The sequence below is a fragment of the Leptospira yanagawae serovar Saopaulo str. Sao Paulo = ATCC 700523 genome, from assembly GCF_000332475.2.
In the GTDB taxonomy this organism is placed as follows: domain Bacteria; phylum Spirochaetota; class Leptospiria; order Leptospirales; family Leptospiraceae; genus Leptospira_A; species Leptospira_A yanagawae.
In genome coordinates, this window is record NZ_AOGX02000029.1 from 1 (window position 1) to 17,650 (window position 17,650).

14 protein-coding genes and 1 rRNA gene are annotated in these 17,650 nt (G+C 37.6%); 13 read left to right on the forward strand and 2 right to left on the reverse strand.

What is annotated here, in order from left to right; genetic code table 11:
• The first annotated feature begins 108 nt into the window (after positions 1 to 108).
• The 5 genes from LEP1GSC202_RS14140 to LEP1GSC202_RS14155 are packed head-to-tail and all read left to right on the forward strand — an operon-like array spanning position 109 to position 3,454.
• The gene (locus LEP1GSC202_RS14140) at positions 109 to 375 is read left to right on the forward strand and encodes a transposase (protein WP_015675631.1); all 267 of its coding nucleotides are present in this window, start codon (positions 109 to 111) and stop codon (positions 373 to 375) included.
• Positions 372 to 629 (forward strand): IS3 family transposase, encoded by a 258-nt coding sequence (locus LEP1GSC202_RS19915; RefSeq protein WP_015678486.1) that lies wholly within the window; start codon positions 372 to 374, stop codon positions 627 to 629. Before LEP1GSC202_RS14140 ends, LEP1GSC202_RS19915 begins: the two co-directional genes overlap by 4 nt.
• Entirely contained in the window at positions 623 to 1,174 is a 552-nt protein-coding gene (locus tag LEP1GSC202_RS14145; protein WP_015678435.1) for an integrase core domain-containing protein, read from the forward strand. Before LEP1GSC202_RS19915 ends, LEP1GSC202_RS14145 begins: the two co-directional genes overlap by 7 nt.
• On the forward strand, positions 1,171 to 2,472 hold the full coding sequence (locus LEP1GSC202_RS14150; RefSeq protein WP_015678510.1) for a hypothetical protein: 1,302 nt from the start codon (positions 1,171 to 1,173) through the stop codon (positions 2,470 to 2,472). The genes LEP1GSC202_RS14145 and LEP1GSC202_RS14150 overlap by 4 nt, the downstream gene beginning before the upstream one ends.
• A gap of 49 nt (positions 2,473 to 2,521) precedes the next feature.
• Positions 2,522 to 3,454, forward strand: coding sequence for a hypothetical protein (locus LEP1GSC202_RS14155; RefSeq protein WP_015678526.1), 933 nt, complete (start codon positions 2,522 to 2,524; stop codon positions 3,452 to 3,454).
• A 206-nt stretch (positions 3,455 to 3,660) separates the two neighbouring features.
• Here LEP1GSC202_RS14155 and LEP1GSC202_RS14160 read toward each other — a convergent pair whose 3' ends face one another.
• Positions 3,661 to 5,955, reverse strand: a complete 2,295-nt coding sequence (locus tag LEP1GSC202_RS14160; RefSeq protein ID WP_051125367.1) for a TonB-dependent receptor family protein — start codon at positions 5,953 to 5,955, stop codon at positions 3,661 to 3,663.
• A 541-nt stretch (positions 5,956 to 6,496) separates the two neighbouring features.
• Here LEP1GSC202_RS14160 and LEP1GSC202_RS14165 point away from each other — a divergent pair.
• Both LEP1GSC202_RS14165 and rrf read left to right on the forward strand, forming a co-directional pair.
• A complete protein-coding gene (locus tag LEP1GSC202_RS14165; RefSeq protein ID WP_015678545.1) occupies positions 6,497 to 7,444 on the forward strand; it encodes a hypothetical protein in 948 nt (315 codons plus the stop codon).
• A gap of 57 nt (positions 7,445 to 7,501) precedes the next feature.
• Positions 7,502 to 7,618: ribosomal RNA gene (gene rrf / locus LEP1GSC202_RS14170) — 5S ribosomal RNA — on the forward strand.
• A gap of 709 nt (positions 7,619 to 8,327) precedes the next feature.
• Here rrf and LEP1GSC202_RS14180 read toward each other — a convergent pair.
• A complete protein-coding gene (locus tag LEP1GSC202_RS14180) occupies positions 8,328 to 8,573 on the reverse strand; it encodes a hypothetical protein (protein WP_039929087.1) in 246 nt (81 codons plus the stop codon).
• Positions 8,574 to 8,646: 73 nt separating this feature from the next.
• Here LEP1GSC202_RS14180 and LEP1GSC202_RS14185 point away from each other — a divergent pair, with 73 nt between their 5' ends.
• The 6 genes from LEP1GSC202_RS14185 to LEP1GSC202_RS14210 all read left to right on the forward strand — a co-directional run bounded on the left by LEP1GSC202_RS14185 (position 8,647) and on the right by LEP1GSC202_RS14210 (position 17,644).
• Positions 8,647 to 10,614, forward strand: a complete 1,968-nt coding sequence (locus tag LEP1GSC202_RS14185) for a PAS domain-containing hybrid sensor histidine kinase/response regulator (protein WP_015678548.1) — start codon at positions 8,647 to 8,649, stop codon at positions 10,612 to 10,614.
• Positions 10,615 to 10,652: 38 nt separating this feature from the next.
• Entirely contained in the window at positions 10,653 to 11,900 is a 1,248-nt protein-coding gene (locus tag LEP1GSC202_RS14190) for an Nramp family divalent metal transporter (protein WP_039929090.1), read from the forward strand.
• Positions 11,901 to 11,903: 3 nt separating this feature from the next.
• Positions 11,904 to 13,274: a Na+/H+ antiporter NhaC family protein gene (locus LEP1GSC202_RS14195; protein WP_039929111.1), complete on the forward strand. Its 1,371-nt coding sequence runs from the start codon at positions 11,904 to 11,906 to the stop codon at positions 13,272 to 13,274.
• Between the two features lie 95 nt (positions 13,275 to 13,369).
• Positions 13,370 to 14,182, forward strand: coding sequence for a hypothetical protein (locus tag LEP1GSC202_RS14200; protein ID WP_015678518.1), 813 nt, complete (start codon positions 13,370 to 13,372; stop codon positions 14,180 to 14,182).
• Between the two features lie 63 nt (positions 14,183 to 14,245).
• Entirely contained in the window at positions 14,246 to 14,587 is a 342-nt protein-coding gene (locus LEP1GSC202_RS14205) for an STAS domain-containing protein (protein ID WP_002989181.1), read from the forward strand.
• Positions 14,588 to 14,608: 21 nt separating this feature from the next.
• Positions 14,609 to 17,644: an LIC_11026 family protein gene (locus LEP1GSC202_RS14210; protein ID WP_015678514.1), complete on the forward strand. Its 3,036-nt coding sequence runs from the start codon at positions 14,609 to 14,611 to the stop codon at positions 17,642 to 17,644.
• The last annotated feature ends 6 nt before the right edge of the window (positions 17,645 to 17,650 follow it).

Genomic DNA, 17,650 nt, shown 5'->3' on the forward strand with positions numbered 1-17,650 from the left:
TGAATGGATCATCGTTAAGCAAATTCAGAAATTCATGGCAATGACCTGCTCCCCAAAAACTGCACCGATATTTAAGTTAGTTTTCTCCGATATTAAGGAGAGAGCATTATGGCAAGAAAGAAGATAGAAGAAAGCGAGATTTTTCGGATATTAAAGGAAGCAGAAACAGGTATTCCAATCAAGGAACTTTCACGAAAATACGGAATCACTGAACAAACATTTTATCGCTGGCGTAACAAGTATGGAGGAATGGAGCTTAGCGAAATCAAGAAGATGAAGGCACTCGAGCAGGAAAATTCAAATCTCAAAAGATTGGTAGCTGACATGGCTCTCGAAATCCAAGCAATTAAGAATGTTTTGGGAAAAAAGTTTTGAGCAGATCAACGAAGGAGAGAGCAGTTGATCTGCTAGTTGAAGAGGGACTTTCTCTAAACAGAAGCCTAGATGTTGTTCTTCTTCCTAAATCAAGTTATTATTATCAGCCGAAAGCTATTGATGAAGAGACAATGAACGAAATTCGAAGACTTGCTTTTCGATGGAAACGGGAAGGCTATCGACGAATTTACCGAAGGTTAAGAAGGTCGGGTAGGACAATCAATCATAAGAAAGTATATCGACTATATTGCTAGAAGGGCTTAAAATAAGGACAAAACCGAAGCGAAAGAAAAGAAATGCATCATCACAGCAACTACCATTGCCTAAGAATTCAAACGAAGTTTGGTCAATGGACTTTGTTTTCGAACGGACGATTGATGGAAGAAAGCAAAGAATTTTAACAGGTATTGATCATTTAACAAGAGAGAATACCATACTTCAGGCAGAGTTTACTTTTTCGTCAGAAAAGTTGATCAGATATTTAAACACCCTCGAAAGACTTCCAAGAGCATTTGTTTTGGATAATGGAACAGAATTTACATCCAAAGACTTCCAGAAATGGGCAGAAGATAAGGGGATAGAAATTCACTTTATTGAAAAAGGAAAACCAACACAAAATGCATTTATAGAAAGTTTCAATGGTAAACTTAGAGATGAGTGTTTGAATCTACACTACTTTAAAAATCAAAGAGAGTTAACCGATGCTTTGCGAATTTTCCAAAAGGAATACAACGACGAGCGTCTTCACTCTTCATTGAATTACTTGACTCCTTCAGAGTTTAAGCGATCTTATGGTTGAAATGTTTAGAGAAAACTAACTTATCCATTGGTACTGAAAATGGGGGCAGGTCAGTAAACCTAATATTTCTTTTCTTAATTTTAGTTAGCCCATTTATTGTATCTATTTGGCCTCACATTACACTTTTTTCTTCCGTTATTTTATTTTTATTGGTGTATTCTTATCTTAATAAGAAGCTTTCTCTTTTTGTCTTACTAAGTTTTGTTTTAGCATATACAAGAGTTGAGTTTTTTGCATTTGCAGTAATAAGTGTTATATTTACCTTTCCATTTCTTTTTGACAGAAGAAGGTTGGGGGCATGGTCAAGTCTATTGGTTTATTGTTTAGGGATTCTAGCTTTAATTTTCAATAATCCAACGACTCAAAGTAGGGCGTATATAGCGTTTTGCCAGCATTATGCATTATCGAAGTTTAACAAAGGTGTTTATTTCGATGATCCATGGACTACGTGTGATCTTTTAATAGAAAAAGATTTTGGTAAAGCAGGACAGATTAAAGAAATTATTTTTGGGAATTTTTCGGCATTGTTAGATCACTTCTCCTCAAACCTAGTCGATTTTTTTAAGGTTTTATCTACTCGCCTGAATGTACCGACTTTTATAGTTTTTGTTCTCATCTTTTTCATGGTTTCATTTGAATTGTTTCGTTTGAAGAGAAGTATTACCAAGAAAAGGCTAATTCCAACTTTTCAGTCCCTAGCTTTGCTTTTTCTCTTAGTATTAACTTTATTCGGTCCTATTTTTTATTTTCCAAGAGATCATTATTTGATTCAAGTGTTGGTTGTCGCTCTGGTTTTTGTGAAGCGAAGTTTAATACTATTTAAGCTTAATTTTATAAGAGCTTTTCCTTTTAAATTTAAGAAGATTTTCATTATAATCGGATTGGTTTTAATTGCATTTTTCGCAAATTGGAGTATCAAAAGTTTTAAAACTTTGAGGAATTCATCTCTGATTGATGAATGTAGTATGGTTCGCTTAGTTGAAATGGTAAAATATGAGGGAATGTTGAGTTATAGCATTTTAAATCCAGAAGGAGATTTCTGTGTATATCTGAAGAATGTCCCGTGTAAAACTACTTTCCCCTTTGAAAAAAAACAAAATTATTTCGGATTTCTGGAAGATCGAAATATAAATATGATAATACTTACCGACTATTATAAGAACAGTCCCATATATAAGGAAGATAAAGAATTTAAACAATTTTTGAGCAATGGTTATGTCGTTAACGATAAAATCAGTTTTCGAGAAAGCCCTTTGGTAAACTGTAAAACAAGGAAGGTATTGATTAGGAATCCTTAATCATCGTTAAAATATTTTTTTAACGTAAATTCTAAAAATCAAAAAAGCTATGAAAAAATATATTATATTTCTATTATTTATTTTACTTGTTCCTTCGCTCCTCAATGCCCAAGACAACTCACAATTCACAGAAGGACCTGTTCAAGAAAAGCCAAGATATCGGTATATCTCCATCAACCCTGGAGTGACTTTGGAGAGTGTTTCTTTATCTATCCAAGGAAGAAGTCGAGATGCATTAATGGTGCAAGATGATCCAGGACGTGTTTCCTGGTTACTCGATGTGAAATCACCAGAATGGCAGATTTCAAAATACTTTGGAATCAATTTACTACTACACAATTCGAACTTCTCTTTGAATCGCCAATCTATCCCTCGCATTTTATCCAGGTCAGCCTCTGTAGAAACTAGCTCTTCTGAATCTGGCTCGTCTAGTTCCGACAATGATTCTGTCGCACCTAAGAGAAATAAGGTGACAGAAGATGTTGGCACTCAAATAGAGGGTTCCTATTCCATGCTTGTGCCTATTTTTTATATCGGGAATCCTGATACTTTTCGTTTGGGGTTTGGAATGGGTCCAGCACAAGTGCGGATGAGAGGCAATGTTGACTTTAAGGATGCTGCTTCTAATTTGCTAATCGCTTTTTCTGGACCGGGACGAGATAATTTTTTAAATAATCTTACTGCCTTTCAATTTGTTTCCGGAAATATCAACCCAGAATCGGATCCAACACTGAGTTATCTTGTTGCGAATCTTTCCAGTGGAAACAATTTAGAGTTAGTTGGATACTATCTGGCAAGTCAAGGATTGTTAAGAGCTGATGCTACTGCATTAACAGCCTATTTAAGTGGCCGTTATAATGCTGTAGAGTCATTAGCAATTAGCAGTTTGATGCGTAACCAAGTAAGTGTGAACGCAACGGCAAGATTCGCATTTATGATGTATTTAGAGTCTCCTGAATTTATTGGATTACGAGCGAGATAATCCTTTGGTGGTCCTATTGTGAAAGAAAATGGTTACACTTATGAACTAAGAACATTCCATCTAGCCCTATATAAACCAATAGAATTTTAAAGTGATAAGAACGAAACGACCTGTTTTGTGTTTCCCTTTGAAGAGTCCTTTTTTTTACTGAAGAAAGTTGTACGTATCCTCAAACATAGAATGTGAGGATACGAATCATGATTGGATTAAAATACGGCGCTTAGTCCTATGAAATAAAAGATTCCATCACCAGGCATGATACCTGGACCAGGATAACCACCTGCACGGCGTGTGAAATACATTTGATTTGTTAGGTTGTTTACGCCACCACGGAGTGAAAAGTTTTCATAAAAATTCCAAACAAAAGTAAAGTCCCTAACAGTATACGAAGGGATTAAACCAATTTGTCCATTTGCTGTGAATGGCCCAGTGTTGGCAGCATCTGCATAGGCCGCTCCCGTATAACTGATCAAATACGTGAAACTAAAAACATTTTTATAGTGATACGTGACACCATAACGATGGATTTGTGAAGGAGCATTCTCCACAAGTTTACCCACTCGGTAAAAGTTTTGCGCATTGGATGGATTTGTTAACACACGAGGGTCTTCCCACTTGATATAACGTGCGTTTACGTTGGCACTAGACGTGAAGAAACTAAATGAACCAAAGGGTTGTGAATCCGTAAGAGCAACAATTGGATCGATTTCAATATATGCTTCCACACCTCGGTGTAAAGAATCTCCTACATTCGTTTGGAAATTTGCCTGTCCAGGAAGAAGCCCTGGAAGTTGTCCCACACGATTGTTATAACGAAGTTCAAAAACACTCATGTCAAATTGAATCCATTGGCCGAATTTACCTCGGTAACCAGCATCTGCATTGTAACCTGATTGGTCTTTAAGGTTGGGATCAACTTCGTTTAAAGTAGCTGTGGGTGCAAATAACTCTGAATACAATACTGGTCGGAAGGCTCTCGAGTAGTTCGCGTAGAAATTAGTTGTTTTTGTTGTTTGGTATTGGGCACCAAGACCATATAAAACTTGTCTCTGTACGCGTTCTAAAGGTTGGATCATTCCACCAAACGGCCTAGTGGCGCTCGGCATCGATTCATTCACTCGGCCTGATGCAGTGGACCGAATCCATTCATATCTTACTCCAGGTGTAAGCGATAGAGCATCTGTAATACGGAATAAATTCTCAACAAAACCAGCATAGTTTAACGTAGAAAAATCTAAATCCGCCACTCTACAATTTCTGGAACCATCATAACATAAGTTATTGAGATTGGTCTCTCTAAGATCAAATTTTGTTCCAGTAGTTCCGTTAGGATTACGGAAACGGTCTGTATTACCATTGAAATAACGACCACCAAAAGAGAGAGTATGTGTTTTATCCAACAAATCATAGTTAAAGATTTGTCTTGCTTCCATACCATAATTGCGATAAGTATCTCTGCCAATTTGTCTTGGACTGTATTCCAATGTCCTTGATTGGATTGAATCTGCAACATTAGCAGCAGACACCACTCCGACAGCATTCCTTTCTCCGTAGAGACCAAAAATTTTTACATTGGTGCGAGAAGTAGGACTTTGTTCGTAATCAATATTCATTGCCGGAACATTCCAAGGTGCACTGAACCAATTCCTTGTCCTACTGGATTGTCTTGGATCTACACGGAATTGTTCATCAGTAAGACCTCCTGCTTGTTGGCTCATGTAAGTGGACTTGGCCATCTCCAAAGAAATTTTTAATTTTTCTGATACTTTATAACCTAAGTTCACAAAACCAGTTTGTATGTTGTATTGTGAATTTTCTCGCCATCCATCAGAACTTCTTCCTTGGTAAAAAACGAAATAACTCCAATCTCCCACTGTTCCACTAACAGAACTATATTGGTTGAGTGTATTATAAGATCCACCAGTGGTTTTTGTTTCCACTTTCACCGGGCGCGTTGGGTCAGCCTTTTTCACAACATAATTGATCATACCACCGAATTGTGGTCCATATTGTAAGGCGCCAGCCCCTCTCACGATTTCCACTTTTTCCAAAGCTTCTAACGGAGGATTGAAATAAGCCTCTGGGTATCCAAACGAATCCGAAGCAATATCGTGACCATTCATCCGAGTATTGAATTCCCAATTGCGATTTGGCGATAAACCTCGCGCCCCAATTCCAGGTTGGATTCCACTGCCTTCGTTTTCCCAAATGGTAATCCCCGGAACTTTCGCATACACCTGACGAGTGTTACCAAGTGCTAAGTTTGCATTGGCTTTGTCCAAACGAATCACTTCGTTTTTCTTACCTGCGTAGATATTGGTTCCCTCCACATCGCCTAGGAATTCGCGATCCGTTTCTTTTTTGGCCTTCACGCGGATGGATGGTGTTTCTTCCTTCGTTTGTGGTTCCGTTTTTGGATCTGGAGTTTTCTCTACACCTTCATCTTGAGAAAATAAGAGAGTGGGGATGATGAATGCCAAAAGGATGAGCCGAATGCTCATTTTTCCTTTAGACTGAGTTTTGTTCTCATTTTCATTTAGCATAACGCCATTGTTTTTGGGAACAGTTCACCATCTACTTTTTTTTCATTTCTGTACCGATTCTTTTGGTTTCGAGTCTAAAGGAGTTTTTCTCGAGGATAGAGTGAGTGATCACTCTGTTAAGATTGAGGAATCGAAACATCGGTGCCAATGCATATGGGTATGGCATTTCCATAGGATAGAAATTCCTACACTGAGGGAGTGGACCATCGTTCGGTTACCAGACAAGGAGCCATTGGAGCATTTGAGATTCTTCTTTCGGCAGTGGTTCGATTGTTTCCTATAGAGGATCATCCTCTAAAAGCGACATTTTAGCAAACGTCATTGTGTGATCCTTTTGTTACCTCGAATTTTGAATGATTTGTGGGGAAGTGAATAGCAAAAGGATGAGAGAATTCATGAAGGAACCAAACAAGTTGGTTCCAAAAAGTAAAGTAGAGATAAAAATTTCCTTGAGTGGGCATCCTATCATTTGTTATTGGATGTAGAGGTAATTCACATAATGAAACGATATTTCGTTTTTCTTTTGGTTCTATTTGCTCTGTTTACGACACCTACCTTTGCACAAGGGAAAGTGGAAGGGAATGCCCTAAGGTTAAAAGGCGGTTTATTTTTAGGTAGTCTCAAAACCGATCTGGAAAAAAGAAATTTTTATACAGATATCGTTGGATTGGAATACAACCAACCTTGGCAAAACAATAATTCGTCTAGCCTAATCAATGACTGGGGTTTTGATTATTTTAAAAGCATCAACGCTGGGATTTTGTCCAATGTCTTTTTGGGATTGCATATCAATCGATTTTCAAGGGGGTATGAATGGAATTCTTTTTACGCAACAGGTCTTGGAATCAAGGAAGCAGATTACCGCTTGTTGTATTCTGATATCAATTTAGGTGTCACTTTATCTCCTACTTCCAATTTTCGAATCCTACCTAAATATGTTTTAAGAAGTTTAAGCCAAACTCTCGAAGGAACCTATTTAGGGTTAGGTGCTCCAAGTTATTATGGCCAAGATTCTAAGACAACAACAGGAACATCCGGACTTGTAGGAGTGGGATTTGAATTCGATTTAAATGATCGAGCGACTCTGTTTGGCGATGTTTTACTCTTTGGACCTTTTTTACTAGGCTCCTCTGGTTTGTACAGTTCGGAACAATTCCGCATTTACAATGGAGGATTTGCATTTAACTATGCGAACGGTGGTTATACTTTCTATTCCGAAAAAATTAGTTTGGGAGCAAGTATTGTTGTCATGCCAAAACTTCGTTTATTTCTCACATTAGATCGTGAGAACATGATTGCAAAAGCAAAAAGCCCTGTTGCTTTCAGCGTGAGCGGAGACAATTTAGATCGTTTAGGCACTCTTATGGAATATGTTGCGGCCACTGCGGACCACAAAATTGAACTCTCCGGTTTGAAATTTGGAGCTACATACGATTTAAATTTATAACTTTTTCTTTAATTTGTACTTGCAAATCCGGTCCACTTAGAAGTAATGGTATTTACTCCTGGTGATTATGGAGAGAAGGCCATACCCGTTCCCATTCCGAACACGGAAGTCAAGCTTCTCATCGCCGATGGTACTATTGGGTTCGCTCAATGGGAGAGTAGGACGTTGCCGGGTTAGCACTCATAACGTATGATAGAGCGTTCACGAAAGTGAGCGCTTTTTTTGTTTTTAGAGCTCGGTGTGAGCCGGCTACCGTCCGCGACTCGCAGTAGCGGTCGCTGCCTCAAACACAGAGCAAGGTGTCTTGCTCAGTGTTTTCCGGCATGATTGCCGGGTGGAATTGGATCCTTTCTTCAAATGAAAGCCAACCGCAAGGTTGGCTTTTTTTATGTACCAAACAAACTGGCTTGAGCGAACCCAATCGTACAGACACGAAAGAATGGTTCGCGAAATGGGTGAGGCTTCCGTAAGAAGCCGAAGCCTGCTAGGATTTTTCCAAAGGAAAAATAGGGGGGCAATAGAATTGGATCGAGCAAGGCTCAGGGCGTATCGCCCGCGGAGCGGAGAAGCGAGTGGGGGTGGAAGTAGGACATTGCCTCTGTTAGCTATTATTGATGGTGAGGGCGTTCATGAAAGTGAGCGCCTTTTTTATTTGTAAGGCGATGTTTGTTCCGGCGAATGTCCGCGACTCGCAGTTGCGGTCGCTGCCTCAAACACAGAGCAAGGTGTCTTGCTCAGTGTTTTCCGGCATGATTGCCGGGTGGAATTGGATACTTTCTTTAAATGAAAGCCAACCGCAAGGTTGGCTTTTTTTTATGTACAAATCAAAATCCATGGAGGGTACACAATCGCAAAGGCTTGGGAGCATACACCGCAATTGGCATCACATCACAAATTGGATCCCGTGGTCTAGATTGGAATTGTATCTTTTCGGATTGATTCTAAATCCAAAATCGTAGTGCTTCCTTCGTTCTTTGGTATCATTTGTTTGCCATGCAAAAAATTGACTGGCCACTGGATTGGAAAAACAATTTGAGTTTCCCATTGAGTCGTGTTGATTCGGAAATTTTCCTTGCATGATGAAGGGAACAATTCCACTCGCAAATGTACCAAGAATGCCTTCCTTCATAGGAAAAGCAAATCAGATGAATTTTAAGGAATCGCTTGCACTTTTCAAGAAAACTCCCCGATATTAGTGTACGATGGACCATAACATTCCAAAGGAGGCTTATTCCTCACTCATCCTTCAATATTTTTATGATGCAGTGATTGTCACAGACTTACAGTTCCAAATTACAAGTTGGAATCTCGCCGCCGAAAGGATTTACGGATACAAAGTGGAAGAAGTCATCGGTAAATCCACGAAAGATATATTAAAAACCATTATCCTGGAAGGAGACCGAGCCAAAAGTATTGCTGACTTACAATCAAATGGAATATGGCAGGGAGAGGTGTTTCAATTCAAGAAAGATGGTTCCAAATTAAAAATTCGATCTGCTGTTAGTTTTCTCAAAGACAAAGAAGGAGAAACAATTGGTGTAATTGCCATTAATAGAGATATCACAGAAGAAAATCGAATCCAAGAAGAATTGGCAGATAGTGAAGAACGATTCCGCATGAGTTTTGAAAATGCTGGCATTGGTGTTTGCCTTCTCGACTTAGAGGGAAAATTTTTACGAGTGAATAAAAAACTACAATCAATGTTAGGTTATCATGAAACCGAACTAGTGGGTAGGCCATCTAAAGATTTTGCATATAAAGAAGACCAAAATATTTTCCATCAATACCGTGAGTCTGCGTTAAAAGGTAAAGATGTAGATGTTGTTTATGAAAAACGATATATCTCAAAAACAAATCAAATTTTGTGGATAGAGATATCCAATTCTCTTGTAAAAGACAGAAATGGAGCTCTTTTATATTTTGTAGTCCATTTCAATAATATTACGGATCGAAAAAATGCAGAATTACATTTGATCCATGCAAAAAAAGAAGCAGAACGAGCAAACCAAGCAAAATCAGATTTTGTCGCGAATATGAGCCATGAGATTCGAACACCATTAAATGGAGTGATTGGATTTAATGAATTACTTTTGACCACAAACTTAGATGAAGACCAAAAGGAATTCGTGAAAAATGCAATCAGCAGTGCACATGGTTTACTCGGTATCATCAATGATATATTGGATATGTCAAAAATTGAAGCTGGTAAATTGGTTTTAAATGAAACAGTTTCCAACCTCAAACATATTATAAAAGATTCCATTGGTGTATTGAAGTGGAAAGCCAATGAAAAAAAAATCCAATTGGAGTCTTTTGAAAATGAGAATGTACCTGAATGGATTCTGGTTGATGCAACAAGGCTTAGGCAAATTTTAATCAACCTACTTGGAAATGCAGTTAAGTTTACGGAAGAGGGAAGTGTTCGGTTGAGCATCACTTCTTTTCCTTTAGAAAACGAAAAAACAAAACTCAAGTTTAGCATTCGTGATACGGGAATTGGGATCCCTGAAACTCACAAAAATAAGATCTTCCAATCATTTTGGCAAGGAGAGTCCAATTCCACTCGAAGGTTTGGTGGGACAGGTTTAGGCCTTCGGATCACCAAATCCTTAATCGATTTGATGGGAGGAGAAATTGAGTTTATTTCCGAGGAAGCCAAAGGAACTGAATTCCAATTTTCCATTGATTGCCTTACTGTAAAAAATGCAAAGGATATGGATGGGGACAAGGAAAACCTTCAATCGGAAATTTGGGAAAAAATCAACCAATCGAAATTGTTAGGCATCACACCGAAAATATTGATCGCTGAAGACAACGCCATGAACCGGGACCTTCTGAAACGAATGATCCTCAAATACATCCCCAATGCCAAGATTTTGGAAGCGGAAAATGGAAAGGATGCTGTTCAGATGGCAAAGGAATTCCAACCCCATTTGATTTTTATGGATGTTCAAATGCCCGAGATGGATGGTTTGGAAGCGTCAATTGAAATCCGAAAGCAGAAACCAAAACAACAAATTCCCATCGTCGCCTTAACCGCTGGTGCCCTTTATGAAGAACGAAAAAAATGTTTTGAAGTGGGTATGGATCATTTTTTGACCAAACCGATTGATATTTTGGCTTTAAACCAAGTCTTATACCATTATTTGAATCCAACTAAACTCGATTAGAGTAGCAAAAACTTTCTCCCTTCGTCATTTTGTCCAAAATGAAACGATTTCCTTTTTTGGCTTATCTCGGTCCAGGTCTTTTGTACGCAGGAGCCGCCGTTGGTGTTTCCCATTTGGTTCAGTCCACACGTGCCGGTGCCGTATATGGATATGGTTTACTTGCTGTTGTTTTATTTGCCAACTTAATCAAATATCCATTTTTTGTTGTCGGTACAAAATATACAATTGTTACAGGGAAATCATTGTTAGATGGATACGAATCCTTGGGAAGATTGCCACTTTGGATTTTCTTTTGTATCTCCGTGGGAACAATGTGTATTATTGTTGCAACGGTAACACTCGTGACTTCAGGATTGTTTTCCAATTTACTTGGGTTAACGATGGAACCTTGGTTACTTTGTTCCATAATATTGTTATTTTGTTTTTTATTATTGGCCATCGGTAAATTCCAGGCTTTAGACGGCCTCATGAAATGGATCGTTGTCTTATTAACAGTGGCAACAATCCTTGCCATGTTACTTTCTTTTTATGCGGACATTCCAAAATTAAACACCGATGGAAAAACTTTTTCGATTTCGGATTTAGGTGATGTAGCATTTCTCATAGCGCTTATGGGTTGGATGCCGATCCCAATTGAGGCAGCCGTTTGGCAATCTGATTGGACGTTGGCAAAAAAAACTCCCGATGGGAAATTACCTCCGATGAAGTACGCACTTCTCGACTTTAATATAGGTTATATTGGTACAACTTTTCTTGCTGTTTGTTTTTTGGCATTGGGTTCTAATATGATGTACAATACTGGAATGGAATTTTCGCCACAAGCAGTTGGATTTGCATCACAACTTGTTAATTTATACACAACTGCGATTGGATCTTGGTCGTATCCTATCATTTTAGTAGCTGCATTTTTTACAATGTTTTCGACAACTTTAACTTGTTTTGATGCATACCCGAGAGTTGTTTCCAACGCAAGTCGTCGTTTGTTTGCAAAGCTTAATCAAATGTCCTCTGAAAAATTATATTGGTATTGGATTTTGGTTGTTGGTTTAGGTTCCATCTTGCTTTTGTTATTCTTTCGAACGAATATGAAAAGTTTGGTAGATTTTGCGACAACTGTATCTTTTCTCAATGCACCTATTTTAGCATTGATCCACCATTTGATTTTATTTGGAAAAGAGATCCCCAAAGAACAAAGACCAAAACCTTGGATGAATTTATTATCTTGGTTTGGAATCCTCTTTTTATTTGGATTTTCAATTTATTATATCAACATTACCTTTTTGTAAATGATGGACGGAGAGAAAAAAAACATACTTTTTTCTCTCACACCTATATTTTATTTAATCCTTTCTATTTTACTCTTTCGATTCGTTTTCGTAATTCCATACCCACATCCATTTGCTTTGTGTCTTGCCGGGATTTTGTCATATTTACAACGTTATCATCGAAATCTAAAATTTTTAAAATCTGCCTTTCGTAAAAACTTACAGTCAGTTTTTCCTGCGATGGAGATTCTATTTTTTGTTGGTATTTTAATTGCTGCTTGGGCCTACTCAGGAGTTTTATTTACGATGATGCAAATAGGTACAAAAATCATCAAACCTGAGTTTTTTTTACCTTCCCTTGCACTTGTGTCAGCAATTGCTGCCATGGTTTCAGGTTCTTCTTGGACCACAGCGGGTACGTTAGGCGTCGCGCTGATGGGTGTGTCTCAAGTATTGGGGTTTGCTGATATGATGTCGGCGGGAGCGATTGTGAGTGGTTGTTATTTTGGGGATAAACTTTCTCCTCTTTCCGATACTACGAACCTTGCTTCCAGTTTGACCCATGTTCCAATCTGGATACACATTCGCCATATGTTAAAAACAACTTTTATCAGTTTTGGATTGGCGGTGTTTTGTTTTTACATTTTAAACATATTTGTTTGGGATCCGATCGGAAATGGGTTATTACCAAATGAAAATCAGTTGTCTCTCCTATTACAAAAGAAAGTTGTAGTTTGGAAATTGATCCCAGTATTCATTGTTTTTAGTTCTTCGTTTTTCCATTTGCCTGTTCGAATTTCTTTTTTCCTCGGAATTGTATCCGCACTTGTTTTTCCCTTTTTAGAAAATTCTTTATCGTTTGGTGTTTGGCATTCTTTGGCATTCGGTTACCAGTCACAAACGGGAGTGGAAACCTGGGACAAATTCCTCAGTGGAGGTGGGATATCTTCAATTTTGCCTACTGAGTTCTTAATAGTAACAGCTGTTTGGTTTGGTGCTGTAGTTGAAGGATTTGGTTATCTAAATGAAATCCTGTTGCGTATCAAAATCTGGGCAAAGGACAAGTTTGATATCCTTCTATCTACCATGGGCACTTCTTTTTTACTCAATTTAGTGACAGCAGACCAATACCTTTCTCTCGTCATTCCAGCACGTGCATTTCGTACCCTTGCCGAAGAAAAATCAATCCCTGAAAAAGACATTTCGCGTGCATTAGAAGATTCAGGAACCATCACATCTCCCTTAATCCCTTGGAATAGTTGTGGTGCCTTTATGGCATCTTCGTTAGGTGTTTCTGTGATCAGTTTTTTACCATTTGCATTTTTTAATTTGATCCATGTTTCCTTTACGATTTCCCTTTTATACTATCAAAAAATAAAAACAAAAAGTTCATAATTGAACATTTAATTTTCATTCTAGTATATTATAACTTTTGTTAAGAATTGAATAATAGTTTTCATTCAGATATAGGTTAGGTATTAACTTTGGCTATGTTACCAAAGATATTAGATGAAAACATTCTTCCCATGATCAGCCAAGCAAGGATCACAGATGAACTTGGACTAGTGAAAGAACATTTACCAATTTGGATGGTGGATCGTTTGGCCAAAAAAAGGAATATTTCAGAAGATGAAAGTTCCGAAATGGTGGTAACGATACTGGAAGTATTCTCCAAAATGTGGGTCTTAAGTTTGAAATACCAACTGACACATGTGCTCGGCTTTTTTGTTACCTATGTTTTCAACCAATACCGAAATCGATTTCGTAAATCAGATATTCCTGAATCAGGAGAATTGTATTTACAACTTTGGAATTATGAAGTTCCAGCGAATGAAGAAGATCCGTATGAGGAAAAATTAGGACTTCTCAAAGAAAAATTAGAAACTTTACCCGCCCTCACTGCCTTAGTGCTTTCCTTACAATATGACCTTCCCATGAAACAAAATACCAAACAATACTTACTCTGGAAATTGCGAGAAAATCAATTGGATGCGGATTCTTTTTTTCGTGAATGGGAGGAGAGACGGTGTGAACAAAGAGAAATGATCCAACGCCTTTCGGTGATGATCACTCGTTATACTAGAAAATTATACGAGTGTAACGATCACCATCGCAGGTCTTGGTATGGAAAACAGAAAAAAATCTGGATGTTACGCAGGTCGAGGGCCCTTGATCGTAGTTTTTTTTCCGAACGTGAAATCGCAAAAACGTTAGGCATCACAAGAAAGGCAGTTCGCAATCTTTTGTCACAAGGAAAACATGAACTTAGGAAAGTCGGCAAAGATTTATTGCACTCCGCATAAAAATTTGCTTTACATTCGGAAAATTCGACAGATCGTATTGGCAACACCATCTTCCGAAGGGTTATGAAAATCAAAGTTACTAGTAAAAACGACGTGCACATCATTAAAATTGAAGGTGCCATCAAAGCTGGAAATGAGTTCGAGTTGTCTGAAAAGATAGAACAGTACATCAAGAAAGGCCAAGTCCCGAAATTCATTATCGATTTGAAAAAGGTTCCATTCATCAATTCCGCAGGTCTTGGAACATTTCTCAATATCTATAAACACATTGATGGGCTGAACGGTCGTCTTGTATTTGCGAACTTAAATTCCGATATCGAAAACCTGATGGAGATTACAAAACTTTCCAGCGTGTTTGAGATTTACAAAACTTTGGAAGAGGCTGAAGACTCCTTCGAATATTAGACGCTAGAGGCGATTCTTGTGATGAATCCAATCCTGAAGAGTAGTTTAGGAATCGCCAAAACCAAAACATTTCGAGGGCTATTTGTCCTCTTCCTCCTCTACAAATTAGTATTTAACCAATTCACTGCCAACTGGCTCTTTCCTAAACTTGTTTCCCATTTCACAATGGCAAAAGTTGAGGGCAAGTTTACTTGTTTTTCCCTTTTTTATGGAATCGAAATCCAAAACCTCAGGGTGACTCCAGGCGGTCCTTTTTCTGAATCTCCGCTTTTGACTGCAAAAGAAGTCAGGCTCCGTTACAATTTACCCTTATTCGCATTCGGTAAAATTCGAATTTCCGATTTCGGCATCACGGAAGCCAACATTCGCATCGAAGAAAGAGCGGGTGAGTGGAACCTTGCATACCTTTTAAAACCAAAGGACAAAGAAGTAGAAGAAACGATTGCGGAAGAACCCAAAGAACCCAGTTCTGAAATTTCCACTTACCTTCCACTACAACTAAGTGCCTATCTAAACCTGAAGGGAATTTCTCTCCAGTACATACGTGAAACGGGCAACCTCCGTTATTTCTCACTTCAGAATTTTGATTTTCAAACCAAACTCATCACCAATCGGTTCACTTCGATCCCGCTTGGAATGGAAGCCTTAGACCAGTTAGATGAAATTCTCGTCCATTTGAATTCGGAAAGGCCACTTTTCATTGAACTGGATTCCAATCAAGTCAAGTGGAAAGAGTCTCTTCCTATGTCCCTAAGGTTGGAATGGGATCGCACTGAATCTCCCGAATTGTTTTTATTTGCGACTGATTTAGGAAAGGATGAAATCCATTTGGATGTTCGCGGCAAAGCAGTCCAAACTGGATTACGTTTGTTATCCGATATCCATTTTGATGCAAAAGAAGATGTTTTAAAAGTGCAACAATTTGACCTACGGGTGATTGGGCAAACTTGGATCCAATTATTTGGTTCGATCTCAAACCTTTCCAAAGAATCACCAGATGTAAATTTAGATATCATTCGTTCTCAAATTCAGTTAGGATCCTTGCAGAACACCTTACAACAGTTACAAGGAATTCTTCCAGAAATTAAAGTTTTAGGTGAACTTTCTTTGGAAGGAACTGGAATTCATGGAAATTGGAATGAGTCCAAAGCTAACGTAAAAGTAAAAGCAAATCAAGTTTATGTGCGTGTTGGAACATCGAAACCACATTCTTTAGATACAGCAAATGTAGATTTGACGGCAACACTCAATCTTTCGAATCAAAAGGAAAAAACTGCAGAATTTCCTTTGCCATTCCTTAAATCATTTCGAATCTCTCCTTCACAATTGGTTTATAATCAATCTTCCATTTTTTTATCTGGAGAATATTCAAAAAATTCAGGGATTAATCTATCGTTATCATTAGACAAACTTCAATTAGGTGAGTATGCAAAGGGAGTTGCTGGGAAACTAAAACTAAACTTAGTTGTATTAGGTGAGACGTTTCAAAATTTGTTATTACAATCGAAAATTAACATCGATGGATTCCGATACCAAATTGATCGTTCAAGGTCTCCTGCTTCCATTTTAGGTTTGGATTTAGAAACAAATTTAATTTTTGATAAACCATTTGGATTAAAAGAAATTCAAATCAAAAATCTGATATTAGACCAAAAGACAATCACAGGAAACAAAGCCTTGGATTTGCAAATGAAGGGGAATGTCCAATTGGGACAAACCATGTTTGTTTCATTGTCGCCATTGGACATAAAATTAACAACTCCAAATTTATTAGTTGTATTGCCACTTGTATTGAAAGAAAAAATTTCACCTATTCAGAATTTACTTGGTGTCCAACCAAAAATTAAATTAAGCGCTCGTTATGTGCAAGAGCCAAATGCAAAATTAATTTCTGCAAATTTAAATGCAGATTTACCTGGATTGGAGATGAGAGATCTAAAATTAACAACGGATCTTACTATTTCGGGTACCAGTGCAAATGAAATTTTAATCAAACAATTGAAGTTAATGGCTTTTAATGGTGTGTTACAATCATCGTTAAGTGGAAAATTAAATAAACTTGAAAAACAAAAACCTCCACTTGGTCCCTATTTTGGAAATTTAGATTTAAACTTATTTATCCATTCTCCAACAAAACAGTATTTGGCAAAAGGTATTTCCGTTCATGGTGATCTTGGATTAAACTTAAAAATCAAAGATTATGATATAAACGGAGAGTTTTTTACAAAATTACCTTCATTAGCATATAACAATCAAAAATGTCCCGGAGAAAATTGTAAGGCATACTTAGTTGAGGAGATAAACTCCAAAATTCCGATCCAACACAATCTTGCCTACCAACCTGAAGAAAGTTTGATCATTGGAGATAAGTCAATTTTTATCAAAAACTATGGAAGGACAAACACACCAAATCTTACCATAGGAAAAGTGATAGGAACTCATCCCAACATTCCCAATTTACCTTTTGAATATGTAAAAAAACAAAACGAATCTCCCGGATTCAGTGCCTTTATCGAATACAAAGAAAATTTTGCAAACATTGAGTCACTTAAATCCTACTCCATGGATGGAATCATTTTAGGTAAAAATTTAGTATTCAATTTAGGGAATTTAGATCCTAAGTCCATGGAGTTTCGTGGGAATTTACTCATTCGTGACATTGATCTAAAACAATTAATGGCTCCAAAAGTTAGGGACAAAATTGATGATGGGAAACTCAAAGCTGACTTGAATATTAAAGTTAGAGATTTAAGTGAACCCATTGCTAACTTAGATTTATTTTTTTCCATCTTTCAGATTGGAAGGGATTTCGGGAAAAGTGCTTTGAATGTAATATCAGCTCAAAACTTTTTAATCGATCGTATCACTGATAGTTATCCAATCAGTAAAATTGATGTATCCTTATCAAAAGGATTGGTTTACGCGGATGTTTATTTTGATCGGTCCTTGTTGTCATTGATAATGAATTTAGAAGATGGGAAAATTTCGCAACAAAGGATGCCTCTTGCCAACTTTTTGAAAAGAGCACAAAACGAAATCCAAACATACCAAGAGTGAGGTAGT